Raw genomic sequence first — 13,390 nt, 5'->3', positions numbered from 1 at the left:
CCCATGGTCTACGCGCCGCCCGGCACCGAAGGCAGCATCGTCAGCTACGCCGCGCGCTACGACAACTTCATCGGCGGCGAGTGGGTCGCCCCGGTAGAGGGACAGTACTTCGACAACCCCTCCCCCGTGACCGGGCGGACGTTCTGCCAGGTCGCCCGCTCCACCGCGGCCGACGTCGAGCTCGCGCTCGACGCCGCGCACGCCGCCGCGGGCCGCTGGGGCAGCACCTCGACCACCGAGCGGTCCGTCATCCTGAACCGGATCGCCGACCGGATCGAGGAGAACCTGGAGCGCCTGGCCGTCGCCGAGACCTGGGAGAACGGCAAGCCGGTGCGCGAGACGCTGGGCGCCGATCTGCCGCTGGCCGTCGACCACTTCCGCTACTTCGCCGGGGTGATCCGCGCCCAGGAGGGCAGCATCGCGGAGATCGACGCCGACACGGTGGCCTACCACTTCCAGGAGCCGCTGGGTGTCGTCGGCCAGATCATCCCCTGGAACTTCCCGATCCTGATGGCCACATGGAAGCTCGCCCCCGCGCTGGCCGCGGGCAACTGCGTGGTGATCAAGCCTGCGGAGCAGACCCCGGCGAGCCTGCTGCTTCTGCTCGACCTCGTCGCCGACCTGCTGCCGCCCGGTGTGGTCAACGTCGTCAACGGCTTCGGCGTCGAGGCCGGCAAGCCGCTGGCGTCCAGCCCCAGGATCGCCAAGGTCGCCTTCACCGGCGAGACGACCACCGGCCGCCTGATCATGCAGTACGCCAGCGAGAACATCATTCCGGTCACGCTCGAACTCGGCGGCAAGAGCCCCAACATCTTCCTGCCCGACGTGACCGCGGCCGACGACGACTACCTCGACAAGGCCGTCGAGGGCTTCGTGATGTTCGCCCTCAACCAGGGCGAGGTCTGCACCTGCCCCTCCCGCGCCCTCATCCACTCCTCGATCTACGACGCGTTCATGGCCCGCTGCGTCGAGCGCACCGAGGCCATCGTCGCGGGCGACCCGCTGGACCCGGCGACCATGATCGGCGCGCAGGCGAGCAACGACCAGTTCGAGAAGATCCTCTCCTACATCGAGATCGGCCGTCAGGAGGGCGCGGAGCTGCTGACGGGCGGCCGGCCGCGCACCGTCGAGGGCTGCGAGGGCGGCTACTACATCGAGCCGACCATCTTCCGCGGCACCAACGACATGCGCGTCTTCCAGGAGGAGATCTTCGGCCCCGTGGTGTCCGTCACCACGTTCGACTCGGTCGACGAGGCCCTGAAGATCGCGAACGACACGATGTACGGGCTCGGCGCCGGGGTGTGGACCAGGGACGGCAACGCCGCCTACCGCCTCGGCCGGCAGATCAAGGCGGGGCGGGTGTGGACGAACTGCTACCACGCCTACCCGGCGCACGCCGCCTTCGGCGGCTACAAGAAGTCCGGGATCGGCAGGGAGAACCACCGGATGATGCTCGACCACTACCAGCAGACCAAGAACCTGCTGGTCAGTTACGCGCCGGGCAGGACGGGCCTGTTCTGATGACCGAACGGACCCGGCTCGTCGATCTCACGCCGGCCGCGGCCGAGCTGCTGGAACGCCTGGTCGCGCGGCACGGTCCCGTCATGTTCCACCAGTCCGGCGGCTGCTGCGACGGCAGCGCCCCGATGTGCTACCCGCGCGGCGAGTTCAAGGTCGGCGGCCAGGACGTGCTCCTGGGCGAGGTGGCCGGGGGCACGCCGTTCTGGATCGGCGCGGACCAGTACGTCCACTGGCGGCACACCCACCTGACGGTCGACGTGGTGCCCGGCCGGGGCAGCGGGTTCTCCCTCGAAGCGCCCGAGGGCGTGCGTTTCCTGCTGCGGTCGAGGCTGCTGACCGAGGAGGAGGCCCGCCGGGTCGCGGCCGAGCCCGCGCTGCCGACGGGCGCCGACCTCGACCGGCCGTGACGCGGGGCGGGCCGGGCGCGGCAGCCGCGGCATGCCGTCGCGACCGGAAAGGGGCGCGGCGGCGGAACCGGTGCCGCGCGGCCTGAACGAACCGCCGGAGCGGGCCGCGGCGGTCGGCTTACCATCACTGTGGCAGATCAACTCGGGGGCCCGCGCACGCGACGCCGCGTGCGGCTCCCGTCAACAGACCACAGGGTGAGGGAATTCAGGACCATGCCGACGGAGACGTTCGAGTTCCAGGTGGAGGCGCGCCAGCTCCTCCAGATGATGATTCACTCAATCTACTCGAACAAAGACGTGTTCCTGCGGGAGCTGATCTCCAATGCCTCCGACGCGCTGGACAAGCTCCGCATCGAGGCACTGCGCGACGATTCGCTGGCCGCCGACGTCTCGGACCTGCACATCGCCATCGAGGCCGACCGGGAGGCGCGGACGCTGACGATTCGCGACAACGGCATCGGCATGTCGCACGACGACGTGGTGCGGCTGATCGGCACCATCGCCAAGTCCGGCACCGGGGAGTTCCTCCAGCAGCTGAAGGAGGCCAAGAACGAGGCGGCGGCCGAGGGCCTCATCGGGCAGTTCGGCGTCGGCTTCTACTCCAGCTTCATGGTGGCCGACGAGGTGACGCTGCTGACGCGCCGCGCCGGGGAGGACAAGGGCACGCTGTGGACGTCCTCGGGCCAGGGCAGCTACACCATCGCGACGGCCGACGAGGCACCCCAGGGCACGGCGGTCACGCTGCGGCTGAAGCCCGAGGACGCCGAGGACCGGATGTTCGACTACACGGACCCGGCGAAGATCCGCGAGATCGTCAAGCGCTACTCGGACTTCATCACCTGGCCGATCCGGCTGGTCGGCCAGGCGCCCGGCGGTGCCCCGGAGGCGACGGCGGACGGCGCGGGAGAGGACGGCGCGGAGGGCGAGGAGTCCGCGCCGCGGGGCGCGGAGGAACAGCCGGAGCCCGAGACGCTCAACTCCCGCAAGGCCCTGTGGGCCCGGCCGAGGAACGAGGTCTCCGACGCCGAGTACCACGAGCTGTACAAGCACATCAGCCACGACTGGGCCGACCCGCTGGAGATCATCCCGATGCGGGCGGAGGGCACGTTCGAGTACCAGGCGCTGCTCTTCCTGCCCTCGCGCCCGCAGCACGACCTCTTCTCGCAGGACAGCAAGCGGGGTGTGCAGCTGTATGTGAAGCGCGTCCTCATCATGGAGAACTGCGAGGCGCTCGTCCCCGATTACCTGCGTTTCGTCAAGGGCGTCGTCGACGCGGCCGACCTCTCACTGAACGTCTCGCGCGAAATTCTCCAGCAGGACCGCCAGATCCAGCTGATGCACCGCCGGCTGGCGAAGAAGGTCCTCTCCACTGTCAAGGAGATGAAGGCCAAGCGGCCCGACAACTACGCGGCCTTCTGGCGCCACTTCGGTGCCGTGGTCAAGGAGGGCCTGCTCAGCGACTTCGACAACCGGGACACGATTCTGGGCGTGTCCTCGTTCGCCACGACGAACGACGCCGAGCAGCCGACGAGCCTCCAGGAATACATCGACCGCATGAAGGAGGGGCAGCAGCACATCTTCTACATGACGGGCGAGTCGAGGAACGCCGTCGAGAGTTCGCCGCACATGGAGGCGTTCCGGGAGAAGGGGTACGAGGTGCTGATCCTCACCGACCCGGTCGACGAGGTATGGGTCGGGGCCGTTCCCGAGTTCCAGGGCAAGGAGTTGCGGTCCATCGCCAAGGGCGAGGCCGGGCTCGACGGCGGCGAGGAGGAGACCGAGGAGGCGAAGGCCGAGCGGGAGCAGCAGCGGGAGGACTACGCCGCGCTGCTGACCTGGATGGGCGAGCAGCTGAGCGAGTCGGTGAAGGAGGTGCGGCTCTCCTCGCGGCTCACCGTCTCGCCGGCGTGCGTCGTCTCCGACCAGAACGACGTGACCCCCGCCCTCCAGAACCTGTACCGCGCCATGGGGCAGGACGTGCCGGCGGGCAAGCGCATCCTGGAGCTGAACCCGGGCCATCCGCTCGTCGAGGGGCTGCGCCGCGCGCACACCGACCGGGCGTCCGACCCCGGGCTGCCCGGGACCGCCGAGGTGATCTACGGGATGGCGCTGCTCGCGGAGGGCAGCCAGCCCGACGACCCGGCGCGCTTCACCAAGCTGCTCGCCGAGCGGCTCGAACGCGCCCTGTGACGCGGCGGCCCGCGCACTGACGCGGCACCGGCATCGCGCGCCCGGGCGGGCTTCCGCCCGGGCGCGCGGCCATCGCCGGTGCCCGGGGGCGCGGCAATCGCCCGCGGGAAATGCCGGAAGAACTCACGGGTAATGGTTCCCTCCGTCACACTGCTGTGACATCACGCCACGTATACCGCCCCCAGGAATCTTTATTTGAGCGCCTCCCCCGGAATCGCTTAGGTTGACTTCCGGTAGGAGCCTGCACTCAAGGGGGGAGCACATGGCTGTTACTGAGGGGATCATTCCGGTCCCACTGACTGTGGCGTCCTTTCTTCCGGTACGGCTGAACGCGGGGAAATCGGACATCGCTCAGCTCAACCGGCTCGTGCGCTCAGGCGCGCGGGTCGCGAATGAGCAGTTCGACGAGGACAGCCACCTGGACCAGGTCATTCCCAAGCCATGGGGATACGAGTACCGGGCGTTCGTGGATGACTTCTTCGACCTGTGGGCGTTGCACATCGACGCACCGCACAGCACCTCGGTGCACGTGCACCCGCGGAAACTGACCTATCTGCTGTGCCTGGGCGGGCAGGGCGTCACCATCGGCCTCGACCGGCCGGACGTGCCGATCTCCGCCGGTTCCGTCCTGCGCATCGGACCTGGGGCGTTCCACGGCACCAGGAACACCGGTGACGAACCGCTGGAACTCATCGAGGTCGAAGTGCCACGAAACAAATTCGACCTGATCCGGCTCAAGGACGACTACAACCGGGCGGGAACCGCCTACGAATCGACGTCGCTCGACCAGCCGCAGAACGCTTTGCGCAGCGTTCCGGCGTTCCCGCACACGCGCATGCGGCGCCGCACGCCCGACCGGCGCTTCTCGTTCGAGTTGCGCACCGGTATGGACATCTTCTACCGGCGGCGGGCGCGGGACCTGTTCCACATCCCGCTGTGCCTGTCGGGGGCCGTGGAGCGCGACGTCGAGATCCTCACCGGGCACCCCGAGGACAAGCGGCGCCCGCAGACCGACAAGCAGTACCTGACCATCAGCGCCGTGGGGGGCTCGTGAGCAACGCTCACGGCGAAACGGCGCACACCGGCGCTCGGCCGAGCGCACCTCACACCAGCACACAGGGGGACAACGTGTCACGCAACGCGGTCATCATCACCGGACCCGGCTTCCAGGACCACGACGTCGTCTTCAGCTACTACCGGCTGCTCGAAGAGGGCTGGAACGTGGACGTCGCGACCCGGAACGCCGACCCGGTGACGGGCAAGTACGGCATTCCGCTGCCGATGGACAAGACGGCGCGCCCGCTCATCGCGTTCGAGGACCTCGCGGTGGAGGACTACGACGTCGTGGTCCTCACCGGCGGCCACGAGGCCCCGGACCGGGTCCGCCAGGACCGCGGGGTCCTGGACTTCGTCGCCGGGATGGACCGCGCGGGCAAGGTCGTGGCCGGCCTGTGCCACGGGCCGTGGATCATGGTGAGCGCGGGCGTGCTCAAGGGCCGCAAGGCATGCGCCTACATCGGCCTGCGGGACGACGTCGTCAACGCGGGGGCCGAGGTGGTGGACAGCGACGTCATCGTCGACGGCAACATCATCACCTGCTCCTACTACGGCTACATGGGCGCCTTCATGCGGGCGGTGTTCGAGACCGCCGAGAAGCTGGCGTCCGACCGCGGCGCCGCCGGGGCACGGGCCTGATGAGCCGGGTGCTGGCGCTCGACTTCGACGGGGTGATCGCCGACGCGCTCGACGAGTGCGCGCTGGTCACCCTGCTCGGGGCGCAGCCTCTCGACCGGGCCGTCCCCGGCCGGGAGCAGATCGCGTCGATGCGGGCCCGGGAGGGCGGCGCGTACCTCGCCCGGTTCCGGCACGTGCGCGACTACTCCCGGCTGCTGGACCACTTCGTCGTGGCCCACCTGCCGGAGGGGGGCAGGGTGGCGGACCAGGCGGCCTTCGACGCGCTGTTCCGGACGCTGCCCGCCGGGCACGTGCGGGACTTCACGGCGCGGGCCACCGCGGCACGCGAGTGGTTCCGCACGCGCGAACCCGAATTCTGGCTCGACCTGCACACCCTGTACCCGGGGGTGGCGGAGCTGCTGCGGCGGCGCCGCGGCTCCGTGGTCGTCGTCACCGCCAAGGACGAGGGCTCGGTCCGCGCGATCCTGCGCAGGCACGGCCTGGAGGACACCGTCCGCGAGGTGTTTGGCGAGTGCGCGCGCAAGGCGGACACCGTGCGCGACGTGGCCGGGCGGTGGGGCGTGTCGCCGGCGGACGTGACGTTCGTCGACGACAACCTCGCCAACGTCCGCGCCGTCGCCGCCACGGGCGCGGACGCGCGGTGGGCCCGCTGGGGCTACCAGACCCCTGAGCACCGTGCGGAGGCCGAACGGTACGCCGTTCCCTCCCTGGAGCTGGCGGATCTTGCCGCACTGGCGCCCGTGGCGTAGCGGGGGCCGCGCGGGGGCCGGGGCCGGTCGGCCCCGGCCCCCGCTGCGTCCGGACACCGGGCACCGGACCCGTTGGGCGGACGTCCGCGTCCCGGCGCGGGTCACCCGGCCGGGCAGAACGGCGATGCGAAGGAGAGAAGACCGATGACGATGCGACAGCCGGCCGCGGACGCGCCGGCGCACGGCGCCGCGCGGGTGCTCGCGGTGCTCACCAGCCACGGGGTACTGGGGCCCGCCGGTGCGCGCGGGGGCCGCCCGACGGGCTTCCACCTGGGTGAACTGGTGGAGCCGTGGCGGGCGTTGCGCGCCGCGGGCCACCGCGTGGACATCGCGTCCGTGCGGGGCGGGCCGCCACCGATGATCGGGCACGCCCCGGACGACCCCGCCCAGGCCGCCTTCCTGGCCCATCCCGCGGGAGGCGGTCTGCTCACGCGCACCCCCGCGGTGCGGGACGTCGACGCCGGCGCCTACCGGGGCGTGTACTTCGTGGGCGGGCACGGCACGATGTGGGACTTCAGGGACCCGGCACTCGCGCTCCTCACGCGCCGGGTCTGGGAGAACGGCGGCGTCGTCGCCGCGATCTGCCACGGCCCGGCCGCGTTGATCGATGTGCGGCTGGCCGGCGGCGGCCACCTCGTGGCGGGCCACGCGGTGACCGCGTTCTCCGACGAGGCCGAGGCGGCCCGCGGCCTGGCGGCCGTGGTCCCGTTCTCGTTGCAGCGGGCGCTGGAGGAACGCGGCGCCCGGTACCGCGCCGCGCCGGACCGGGAGCCGAACGTCGTGGTGAGCGGGCGGCTGGTCACCGGCCAGAACCCGGCGTCGGCGGCCGGTCTTGGCCGGGCGGTCGTGGAACTGCTGCGCCCGGGGGCCGGCACTGCCCCGCCCGCGCCGGTCAGCGCGGGCCGGCCGCCACGTCCGTGAACCTGCCGACCTGCCGTGTTTCGAGCAGTCCGACCACCTGGCCGAGGACAAGGGTGCGGAAGTGCTCCGACGCCCTGTGCTCCGCGAGGGCCTCCTCGCCGGCGTACTCCTCGACGAGGGTGAACTCCCGCGGGTCGTCGACCGAGCGCACCGGCCGGTAGAGCAGGCAGCCGGGTTCCGCGCGGCTCGCGGCGGCCAGTTCCCGGAGAATGCCGGCCACCTGCTCCTGGGTCTCTTCCCTCGCCCGCCAGCGGGCCACCACCACGATGGACACCATGGGTTTCCTTTCCGCTTCGGCGCCGGTCGCCGTTATTGAATACCCGGCGGCGGAGCCGTGGCCAATAAAAAATGTTTTTCCCCGGATCAATGGGCGGGCGCGGGAGCACGCAGCCAGTTGGCCGCGAGCGGCCGGCCGGTGGCAAGGGCCATGCCCGCCTCCGTCACCGCGGCGGCGGATGCGGGATTCTGCCCGGTCACCACGGTGCCGTCGCACACCACGTGGCTGCGGAACGGCTCGCCCGCCTCGTAGTGCGCGCCGCGCGCGGTCAGCGCCTCGTCGAGGAGGAACGGCAGCACCCCGGCGAGGCCGGCCGCCCGTTCCTCGGCCTGCGAGAAGCCGGTCAGCCGCAGCCCCTCGACCAGCGCGCCGCCGTCAGGCCGCGGCACGTCGAGCAGCGCGGCGACGCCGTGGCAGACCGCGGCGATGACGCCCCCGGCCGCGTGGAACGCGCCGAGGAACCCGCTCAGCCGCCGGTCACCCGGCAGGTCGAACAGCGCGCCGTGCCCGCCGGCGACGAACACCACGCCGTAGTCCGCCGGGTCGAGCAGGTCCGCGGTCACGGTGTCGGCCAGCCGCGCGGCGACCCGCGCGTCCCCGAGGAACATCCGCTGCGGCGGGTCGGAACGGTCGACGCCGCCGGCCGGCGGAGCGCCCGCCGCCGTGGCGGCGAACCGGAAGTCCCAGCCCGCGGAGAGCAACGCGCGCCACGGGTAGGCGGCCTCGGGCAGCCAGAACCCCGCGGGGCGGCCGTTCGGCAGGCGTTCAACGGCGCTGAGCACGATCAGACCACGAGCGGGGGGATTCTTCGGCATCGGCCTCTCGCTTTCGCCGGCTGCGGAACGCAGCGAGTAAGGGAGACATAAAACCCTACCGCATAAAGGTTTTTATGCTTCGCATGCGAATCGCTATTTGAAACACCCCGCGACCCGCGCCTACATTCGACGCTGGTCATCACCCCACCCGGGCGGCCCCGGGACAGGCCCGGTGATCCCTTTCATCCCCGCGCCATCGTTATCTGGAGAAGGCATCATGCCCAAAAAGGTTCTCTTCGCGCTCACCAGCCACGGCGACCTCGGCGACACCGGCCGCAGGACCGGGTTCTACGTGCCCGAGGTCGCGCACCCCGCGGACGTGTTCCGCAGGGCCGGTTTCGAGATCGCCTACGTCTCGGTCAGCGGCGGCGCCCCGCCGCAGGACGGCATCGACCCGGAGGACGCGGTCGTGGCCGAGTTCCTGGCCGACCCCGGGACGCGCCGGGCCCTGGCCGCCACGCCGACCCCGGCGCAGCTCGACCCCGCGGACTACGACGTCATCTACTTCGCCGGCGGCCACGGCACGATGTGGGACTTCCCCGAGTCGGCCGAGCTGGCCGGGCTCGCGGCGGGGGTGTACGAGCGGGGCGGCGTCGTCGCCGCGGTCTGCCACGGCCCGGCGGCCCTGGTCAACGTCAAGCTCACGAACGGTTCTTACCTGGTGGCGGGCAAGCAGGTCGCGTCGTTCACGGACGACGAGGAGGAAGCCGTCGGGCTGACCTCGGTCGTGCCCTTCCTGCTGGAGACCGCCCTGGTCGAGCGCGGCGCCAAGCACACCAAGGCGCCCAACTTCGCACCCCACGCGGTCGCCGACCAGCGCCTGGTGACGGGCCAGAACCCGGCGTCGGCCGCGCAGGTGGCCGAACTCGCCGTGGCGGAACTCGCGGCGGCCCGCACCGGCGCCGCCTGATTTTCCCGCCCTCCCGGCTCCGCGGTCCGTATTCTGGACCTTGGACCACCCACTCCCGGGGCCATCGGACCAGGTCCGCGCCGGTCCCGGGAGTCCGGCCGTGGTCCACCGCGGACACCGGCCGGTGCGGCGCGGGGGCGGTGCGCGGCAGGGACGCCGACATGGGGGGCGGGGCGTTTGTCCATGCAGCTCGGCTGGTTACGCACGTTCGTCACGGTCTACCGGCTCGGCTCGTTCACCAAGGCGGCCCAGCAACTGGGCCTGTCCCAGCCGGCCGTGACCCACCAGGTGCGCAATCTCGAACGGGAGCTGGGCCGGCCGCTGTTCGAGAGACTGCCGAAGGGCGTGCGGCCCACCGCCGCCGCGGAGAGTCTCGTCCGCGACGTGCAGGGCCCCATCGACAGCCTCAACGGCATCGTCGGCCGCTACCGCAGCGGGCGGCCCGGCGACCAGCCGCTGCATGTGGGCGGCCCCGCGGAACTGATGACCAGCCGCGTGATTCCCGCGATCAGCGACCTCATCGGTGAGGGCATGCACTTCAGGCTCGCCTTCGGGCTCGCCGACGACCTGCTGAGCGACCTCGCCGACCGCCGCCTCGACCTCGTGATCTCCACCGTCCGCCCCCGGATCCGGGGCATCGCGTCGACCCCGCTGGTCGACGAGGAGTTCGCCCTGCTGGCCTCCGTCGAACTGGCCCGCACCCTGCCGACAGAACGCCTCAAGGCCGAGGGGCCCGGCGTTCTGGACGCCTACCCACTGCTCGCCTACTCCGAGTCGCTGCCCATCATCCGCAGGTACTGGCTGTCCGTCTTCGGCGTGCGCCCCAACGCGGTGCCCCCGCTGATCGTGCCCGACCTGCGGGGCGTGCTCTCCGCGGTGAAGTCGTCCGCCGGGCTCTCGGTGCTGCCGACCTACCTGTGTGCCGAGGAACTCGCACAGGGCGAGGTCGTACCGCTGCTCGAACCCGACATCCCGCCGATCAACACCTTCTACCTCGCCGTGCGCCAAGGTGAGTTGGGCAGAGCGGACTTGGCCGTCCTGCACGGCCACCTGCTGCTCAAAGCGCGGTTGTGGGCCTGAGAGCCCGCGCGGGCGCGCAGGTGGTAGCGCGGGTTCGCATCCCGTTGGGGGTACGAGCTGATCAAAGCCCGACCTGCGCCGAAACGCGGTCGGGCCTTCAGCGTGCCACCGACTTGGGAACACGCCGGGAACACGATCTTGTGTGATGGTCGCTTTGTCCGGCCATGACAAGCCTAGTGAATCGACCCCTCAAGGAGGGCACTTGCACGTACCAGGTGCGGTGGTGGGAAGTCGGCAAGTGGCAGGACGAGCGCTTCGACGACATCGCCATCGGGCTCGGGCGCGTAGTCCGCCCGGGCTTCCCATCCGTCAACGATGTGATGTGCCCCGGTCGCGCTCTGCTCGTCCGTCCACTCGGTCGCCTCGAACTGCTGTCCGTCGAGAGGGCCGCCGGTGAAGCGCACCATGCGCGTCGTCATGGGGTCCATGGTGGCAGCGGCCGGCGTCGCGCGGAGTCAGCGGAGCGCTTCGATCGCCCGCACGATCAGCGCGCGGGCGTCCGCGCCGTACACGGCCAGCGAGCGCAGCTCGTCGAACGCCTTGATGTAGAGAGCGATCTCACTGGGCTGCGTGATGTTCACCTGGGCGGACAGCAGCTCGACGGATACCAGCGTGTCGTCGTACACGTGGAAGGTCTCGTGCGGCCACTGTGACCGCTGGGGCCGGTCCGCTGGGATCACTCCGAACGAGACAGAGGGGAGCGCCCCGGCCGCGAGCAGGTGGCCGAGCTGAGCGGCCATGGCCTCCGAGTCCCCCAACTGGTAGTAGAGCGCAGCCTCTTCCACGAGAAGCACGAAGCGGTGGCCGGGCTCGTGGATGACGCGCGAGCGTTCTACACGCGCTGCCGCCGCTTCGGCTCCATCGTTGACAGGGATCTCGCGGAAATCCGCGATCGCGGTGAGGAGAGCGGCTGCGTATCCCTCCGTCTGAAGCAGGCCGGGGATGAGGGTGGACGAGTAGACGCGGAACAAGCGAGTGCTTCTGAAGAACTGGACCCAGCTGTCCTGGAGCTGGCGCATGCCATTGCGCACCTGGTGCCGCCACTCGCTGTAGGCGGTCTCCGCGCTGAGGGATTGCACCACGATGTCGCCGACCTGCTCTGGCGCGCCGCACGCCCGGCACCACGCGTCGATGTCGGCTGAGGAGGGTCCCGTGCGCGCGTTCTCGATCCGGGACGTTTTGGAGTGGTGCCATCCGCACGCAGCGGCCAGCTCAGTGACAGAGAGCCCGGCGGTCTTCCGCAAGTTGCGCAGCCTTCGGGCAACGGATTCCCGCGCCGCTTGGGCGGATGACGACGGGGAAATGGTCATGGGCTGGCCTGCCGGTGTCCGTTAGTGGATCTTGTACTCGTGGTGCGGGATGGCCCGGCCCCATACCTCTGCGAACGCGGTGGAGCAGAGCCGCGCCGCAGCTGGGTCGTTGGTGATTTCCTCGCCGGTCGATGCCCCATCCCCAGCGAAGTGATTCCAGTGGACCCACTCATCATCGAACAGCCAGAAGTCGTTTCCCGGGAGCGCGATGGTCGACGCCTGCCGGCGGGGGAGCCACCGCACTTCCTCGCCGGCGGCTACGTTGGTGAACGTCCCGTCGTAGAGGAACTTGGTGTACTCGCTGACGGGTTCGGACACGATGCGGGCACGGTGTACCACCACTCCTCGGGCCGTGGTTTCCGAGATCAGGTCGAGTCACGGACGCCACCACGACGCGCGGTCTGCTGGGTCGTGGCGGAAGCCGTCCCGCCATCGTGCGAAAGGGCCGTCCTCGTAGTCGACGGCGTATGAGTCCCGCATCTCCAGGTGCACAGCTGTGCGTGTGCACCTGGCGATCAACTCGTCAAATGTGGGGCTGTTCAACGGTGTCGCATGCCTCCCTGATCATGGCCGCCATGCGGGCCGGGATACGGATCACTGCCTCGTTCTCCGGGATGCCTCGGGCGTGGCCCGGTACTTCGGTGGCGGCGCACTCGGCCTCCAGTTCGGGGTTGGGCTTCCAGCCCTGGAAGACCAGTTCACGGTTCTCCAGGTCCACCCAGAGGGTGGGGCTCTGCTTGTCGCCAGTGTCGGGGCCGATCCCGATGAACAGTAGTCGCATGGTGCCCTCCTGCGGAGTGCCGTGCAGAGTTGTGCACCCAGCGTCATCACCTTCCGGTCGCTCGTCAAGGGCGCCCCTTCTGGCGCGTCAGTTCAGGTGACGGCCGTGCACAAAAGTGCACGGGAGTAGCGCGGTCTCGGGCCGCCTCCCTACCGTCCTGGGCACGGACTCCTTGGCGCGGGAGGCGCGATGACGATGTCCGAGACAGCACCCTCGTGGCTGCCGTCCGCCGGGTTCGGGGCGATACTGCCGTCCGGCCGCTGGTGGGACGCCGTCCGCGTCTCGTCCCTCGCCGGTACCCGCGCGGTCGGTCTGCTGCTCGTCCGGTCCGGGCCGGTGGTCGAAGACCAGCTCGCGCGGACCATGACGTGGTTCGTTCCGCCCGAGGCGACGGCCGGGTGGGACGCCGCGCAGCTGGGCGTGCAGCTGCTCGGGCGCGGGGGCGTGCTTCTCGTGCCGGCCGCTGACGCGCCCGACTCGCGCCAGTCGGCAGTCTGGTGGGCGATCCCTCCGAACGCCACGTGCCTGACCGACCCGGACGCGCTGCTCGGCGCGTTGGAGCAGGCGCGGTGACCGGGCCCGCGTTCGGCCGCGCGCGGCACCGCCGCCGGCCGCGCCGCATGGCGCGCGCCGTGGGATGGGTTGCCGACAACGCTGGGGAAGTGGTCCTCGCGACGCTCACGGTCGCCGCGTTCGCCGTCACCGCCCTCTACCTCGCCCTCGCCGCGTAGGAG

16 protein-coding genes and 1 pseudogene are annotated in these 13,390 nt (G+C 70.7%); 11 read left to right on the top strand and 6 right to left on the bottom strand.

Going from position 1 to position 13,390, the window contains the following annotated elements:
- Positions 1 to 3: 3 nt before the first annotated feature.
- From exaC to LC193_RS28080, 7 genes are all read left to right on the top strand, one after another.
- The gene (gene exaC / locus LC193_RS28110; RefSeq protein WP_226078186.1) at positions 4 to 1,521 is read left to right on the top strand and encodes an acetaldehyde dehydrogenase ExaC; all 1,518 of its coding nucleotides are present in this window, start codon (positions 4 to 6) and stop codon (positions 1,519 to 1,521) included.
- The gene (locus LC193_RS28105; RefSeq protein WP_226078185.1) at positions 1,521 to 1,928 is read left to right on the top strand and encodes a DUF779 domain-containing protein; all 408 of its coding nucleotides are present in this window, start codon (positions 1,521 to 1,523) and stop codon (positions 1,926 to 1,928) included. Before exaC ends, LC193_RS28105 begins: the two co-directional genes overlap by 1 nt.
- Positions 1,929 to 2,141: 213 nt before the next feature.
- The gene (gene htpG, locus LC193_RS28100) at positions 2,142 to 4,118 is read left to right on the top strand and encodes a molecular chaperone HtpG (protein ID WP_226078184.1); all 1,977 of its coding nucleotides are present in this window, start codon (positions 2,142 to 2,144) and stop codon (positions 4,116 to 4,118) included.
- 262 nt (positions 4,119 to 4,380) lie between these two features.
- On the top strand, positions 4,381 to 5,172 hold the full coding sequence (locus LC193_RS28095) for a cupin domain-containing protein (protein ID WP_226078183.1): 792 nt from the start codon (positions 4,381 to 4,383) through the stop codon (positions 5,170 to 5,172).
- 74 nt (positions 5,173 to 5,246) lie between these two features.
- Positions 5,247 to 5,813 carry a type 1 glutamine amidotransferase domain-containing protein gene (locus LC193_RS28090; RefSeq protein WP_226078182.1) on the top strand — a complete coding sequence of 189 codons (567 nt, stop codon included), beginning with the start codon at positions 5,247 to 5,249 and terminating at the stop codon, positions 5,811 to 5,813.
- Positions 5,813 to 6,562 carry an HAD family hydrolase gene (locus LC193_RS28085; protein WP_226078181.1) on the top strand — a complete coding sequence of 250 codons (750 nt, stop codon included), beginning with the start codon at positions 5,813 to 5,815 and terminating at the stop codon, positions 6,560 to 6,562. Before LC193_RS28090 ends, LC193_RS28085 begins: the two co-directional genes overlap by 1 nt.
- 144 nt (positions 6,563 to 6,706) lie before the next feature.
- Positions 6,707 to 7,483, top strand: coding sequence for a type 1 glutamine amidotransferase domain-containing protein (locus tag LC193_RS28080; protein WP_226078180.1), 777 nt, complete (start codon positions 6,707 to 6,709; stop codon positions 7,481 to 7,483).
- On the opposite strand, the gene LC193_RS28075 is transcribed toward LC193_RS28080, so the two are convergent.
- Together LC193_RS28075 and LC193_RS28070 are read right to left on the bottom strand one after the other, a co-directional pair.
- A complete protein-coding gene (locus LC193_RS28075) occupies positions 7,455 to 7,760 on the bottom strand; it encodes a putative quinol monooxygenase (protein ID WP_318842196.1) in 306 nt (101 codons plus the stop codon). The genes LC193_RS28080 and LC193_RS28075 overlap by 29 nt on opposite strands.
- Positions 7,761 to 7,846: 86 nt before the next feature.
- Positions 7,847 to 8,575, bottom strand: coding sequence for a type 1 glutamine amidotransferase domain-containing protein (locus LC193_RS28070; RefSeq protein ID WP_226078179.1), 729 nt, complete (start codon positions 8,573 to 8,575; stop codon positions 7,847 to 7,849).
- Positions 8,576 to 8,792: 217 nt separating this feature from the next.
- Between LC193_RS28070 and LC193_RS28065 the strand changes: the two genes are divergently transcribed.
- Complete coding sequence (locus LC193_RS28065) at positions 8,793 to 9,485, top strand: type 1 glutamine amidotransferase domain-containing protein (protein WP_226078178.1); 693 nt, start codon at positions 8,793 to 8,795, stop codon at positions 9,483 to 9,485.
- Positions 9,486 to 9,668: 183 nt separating this feature from the next.
- Complete coding sequence (locus LC193_RS28060; RefSeq protein WP_226078177.1) at positions 9,669 to 10,565, top strand: LysR family transcriptional regulator; 897 nt, start codon at positions 9,669 to 9,671, stop codon at positions 10,563 to 10,565.
- 173 nt (positions 10,566 to 10,738) lie between these two features.
- On the opposite strand, the gene LC193_RS28055 is transcribed toward LC193_RS28060, so the two are convergent.
- The 4 genes and pseudogenes from LC193_RS28055 to LC193_RS28040 form a co-directional block, all read right to left on the bottom strand.
- The gene (locus LC193_RS28055; RefSeq protein ID WP_226078176.1) at positions 10,739 to 10,984 is read right to left on the bottom strand and encodes a hypothetical protein; all 246 of its coding nucleotides are present in this window, start codon (positions 10,982 to 10,984) and stop codon (positions 10,739 to 10,741) included.
- Positions 10,985 to 11,020: 36 nt separating this feature from the next.
- Complete coding sequence (locus LC193_RS28050) at positions 11,021 to 11,875, bottom strand: helix-turn-helix domain-containing protein (RefSeq protein WP_226078175.1); 855 nt, start codon at positions 11,873 to 11,875, stop codon at positions 11,021 to 11,023.
- Between the two features lie 21 nt (positions 11,876 to 11,896).
- Positions 11,897 to 12,418 (bottom strand): annotated as a pseudogene (locus LC193_RS28045) (DUF6879 family protein).
- On the bottom strand, positions 12,399 to 12,656 hold the full coding sequence (locus LC193_RS28040; protein ID WP_226078174.1) for a hypothetical protein: 258 nt from the start codon (positions 12,654 to 12,656) through the stop codon (positions 12,399 to 12,401). The pseudogene LC193_RS28045 and the gene LC193_RS28040 overlap by 20 nt, the downstream one beginning before the upstream one ends.
- Before the next feature lie 195 nt (positions 12,657 to 12,851).
- On the opposite strand from LC193_RS28040, the gene LC193_RS28035 reads away from it, so the two are divergent.
- Positions 12,852 to 13,229 carry a hypothetical protein gene (locus LC193_RS28035; protein WP_226078173.1) on the top strand — a complete coding sequence of 126 codons (378 nt, stop codon included), beginning with the start codon at positions 12,852 to 12,854 and terminating at the stop codon, positions 13,227 to 13,229.
- Positions 13,226 to 13,387: a hypothetical protein gene (locus LC193_RS28030; RefSeq protein WP_226078172.1), complete on the top strand. Its 162-nt coding sequence runs from the start codon at positions 13,226 to 13,228 to the stop codon at positions 13,385 to 13,387. The genes LC193_RS28035 and LC193_RS28030 overlap by 4 nt, the downstream gene beginning before the upstream one ends.
- Positions 13,388 to 13,390: the final 3 nt, after the last annotated feature.

This window comes from Streptomyces marincola (genome assembly GCF_020410765.1).
GTDB lineage: Bacteria > Actinomycetota > Actinomycetes > Streptomycetales > Streptomycetaceae > Streptomyces > Streptomyces marincola.
The sequence above is the reverse complement of the archived record's forward strand: the minus strand, read 5'-3'. Positions and strand labels throughout refer to the sequence as shown.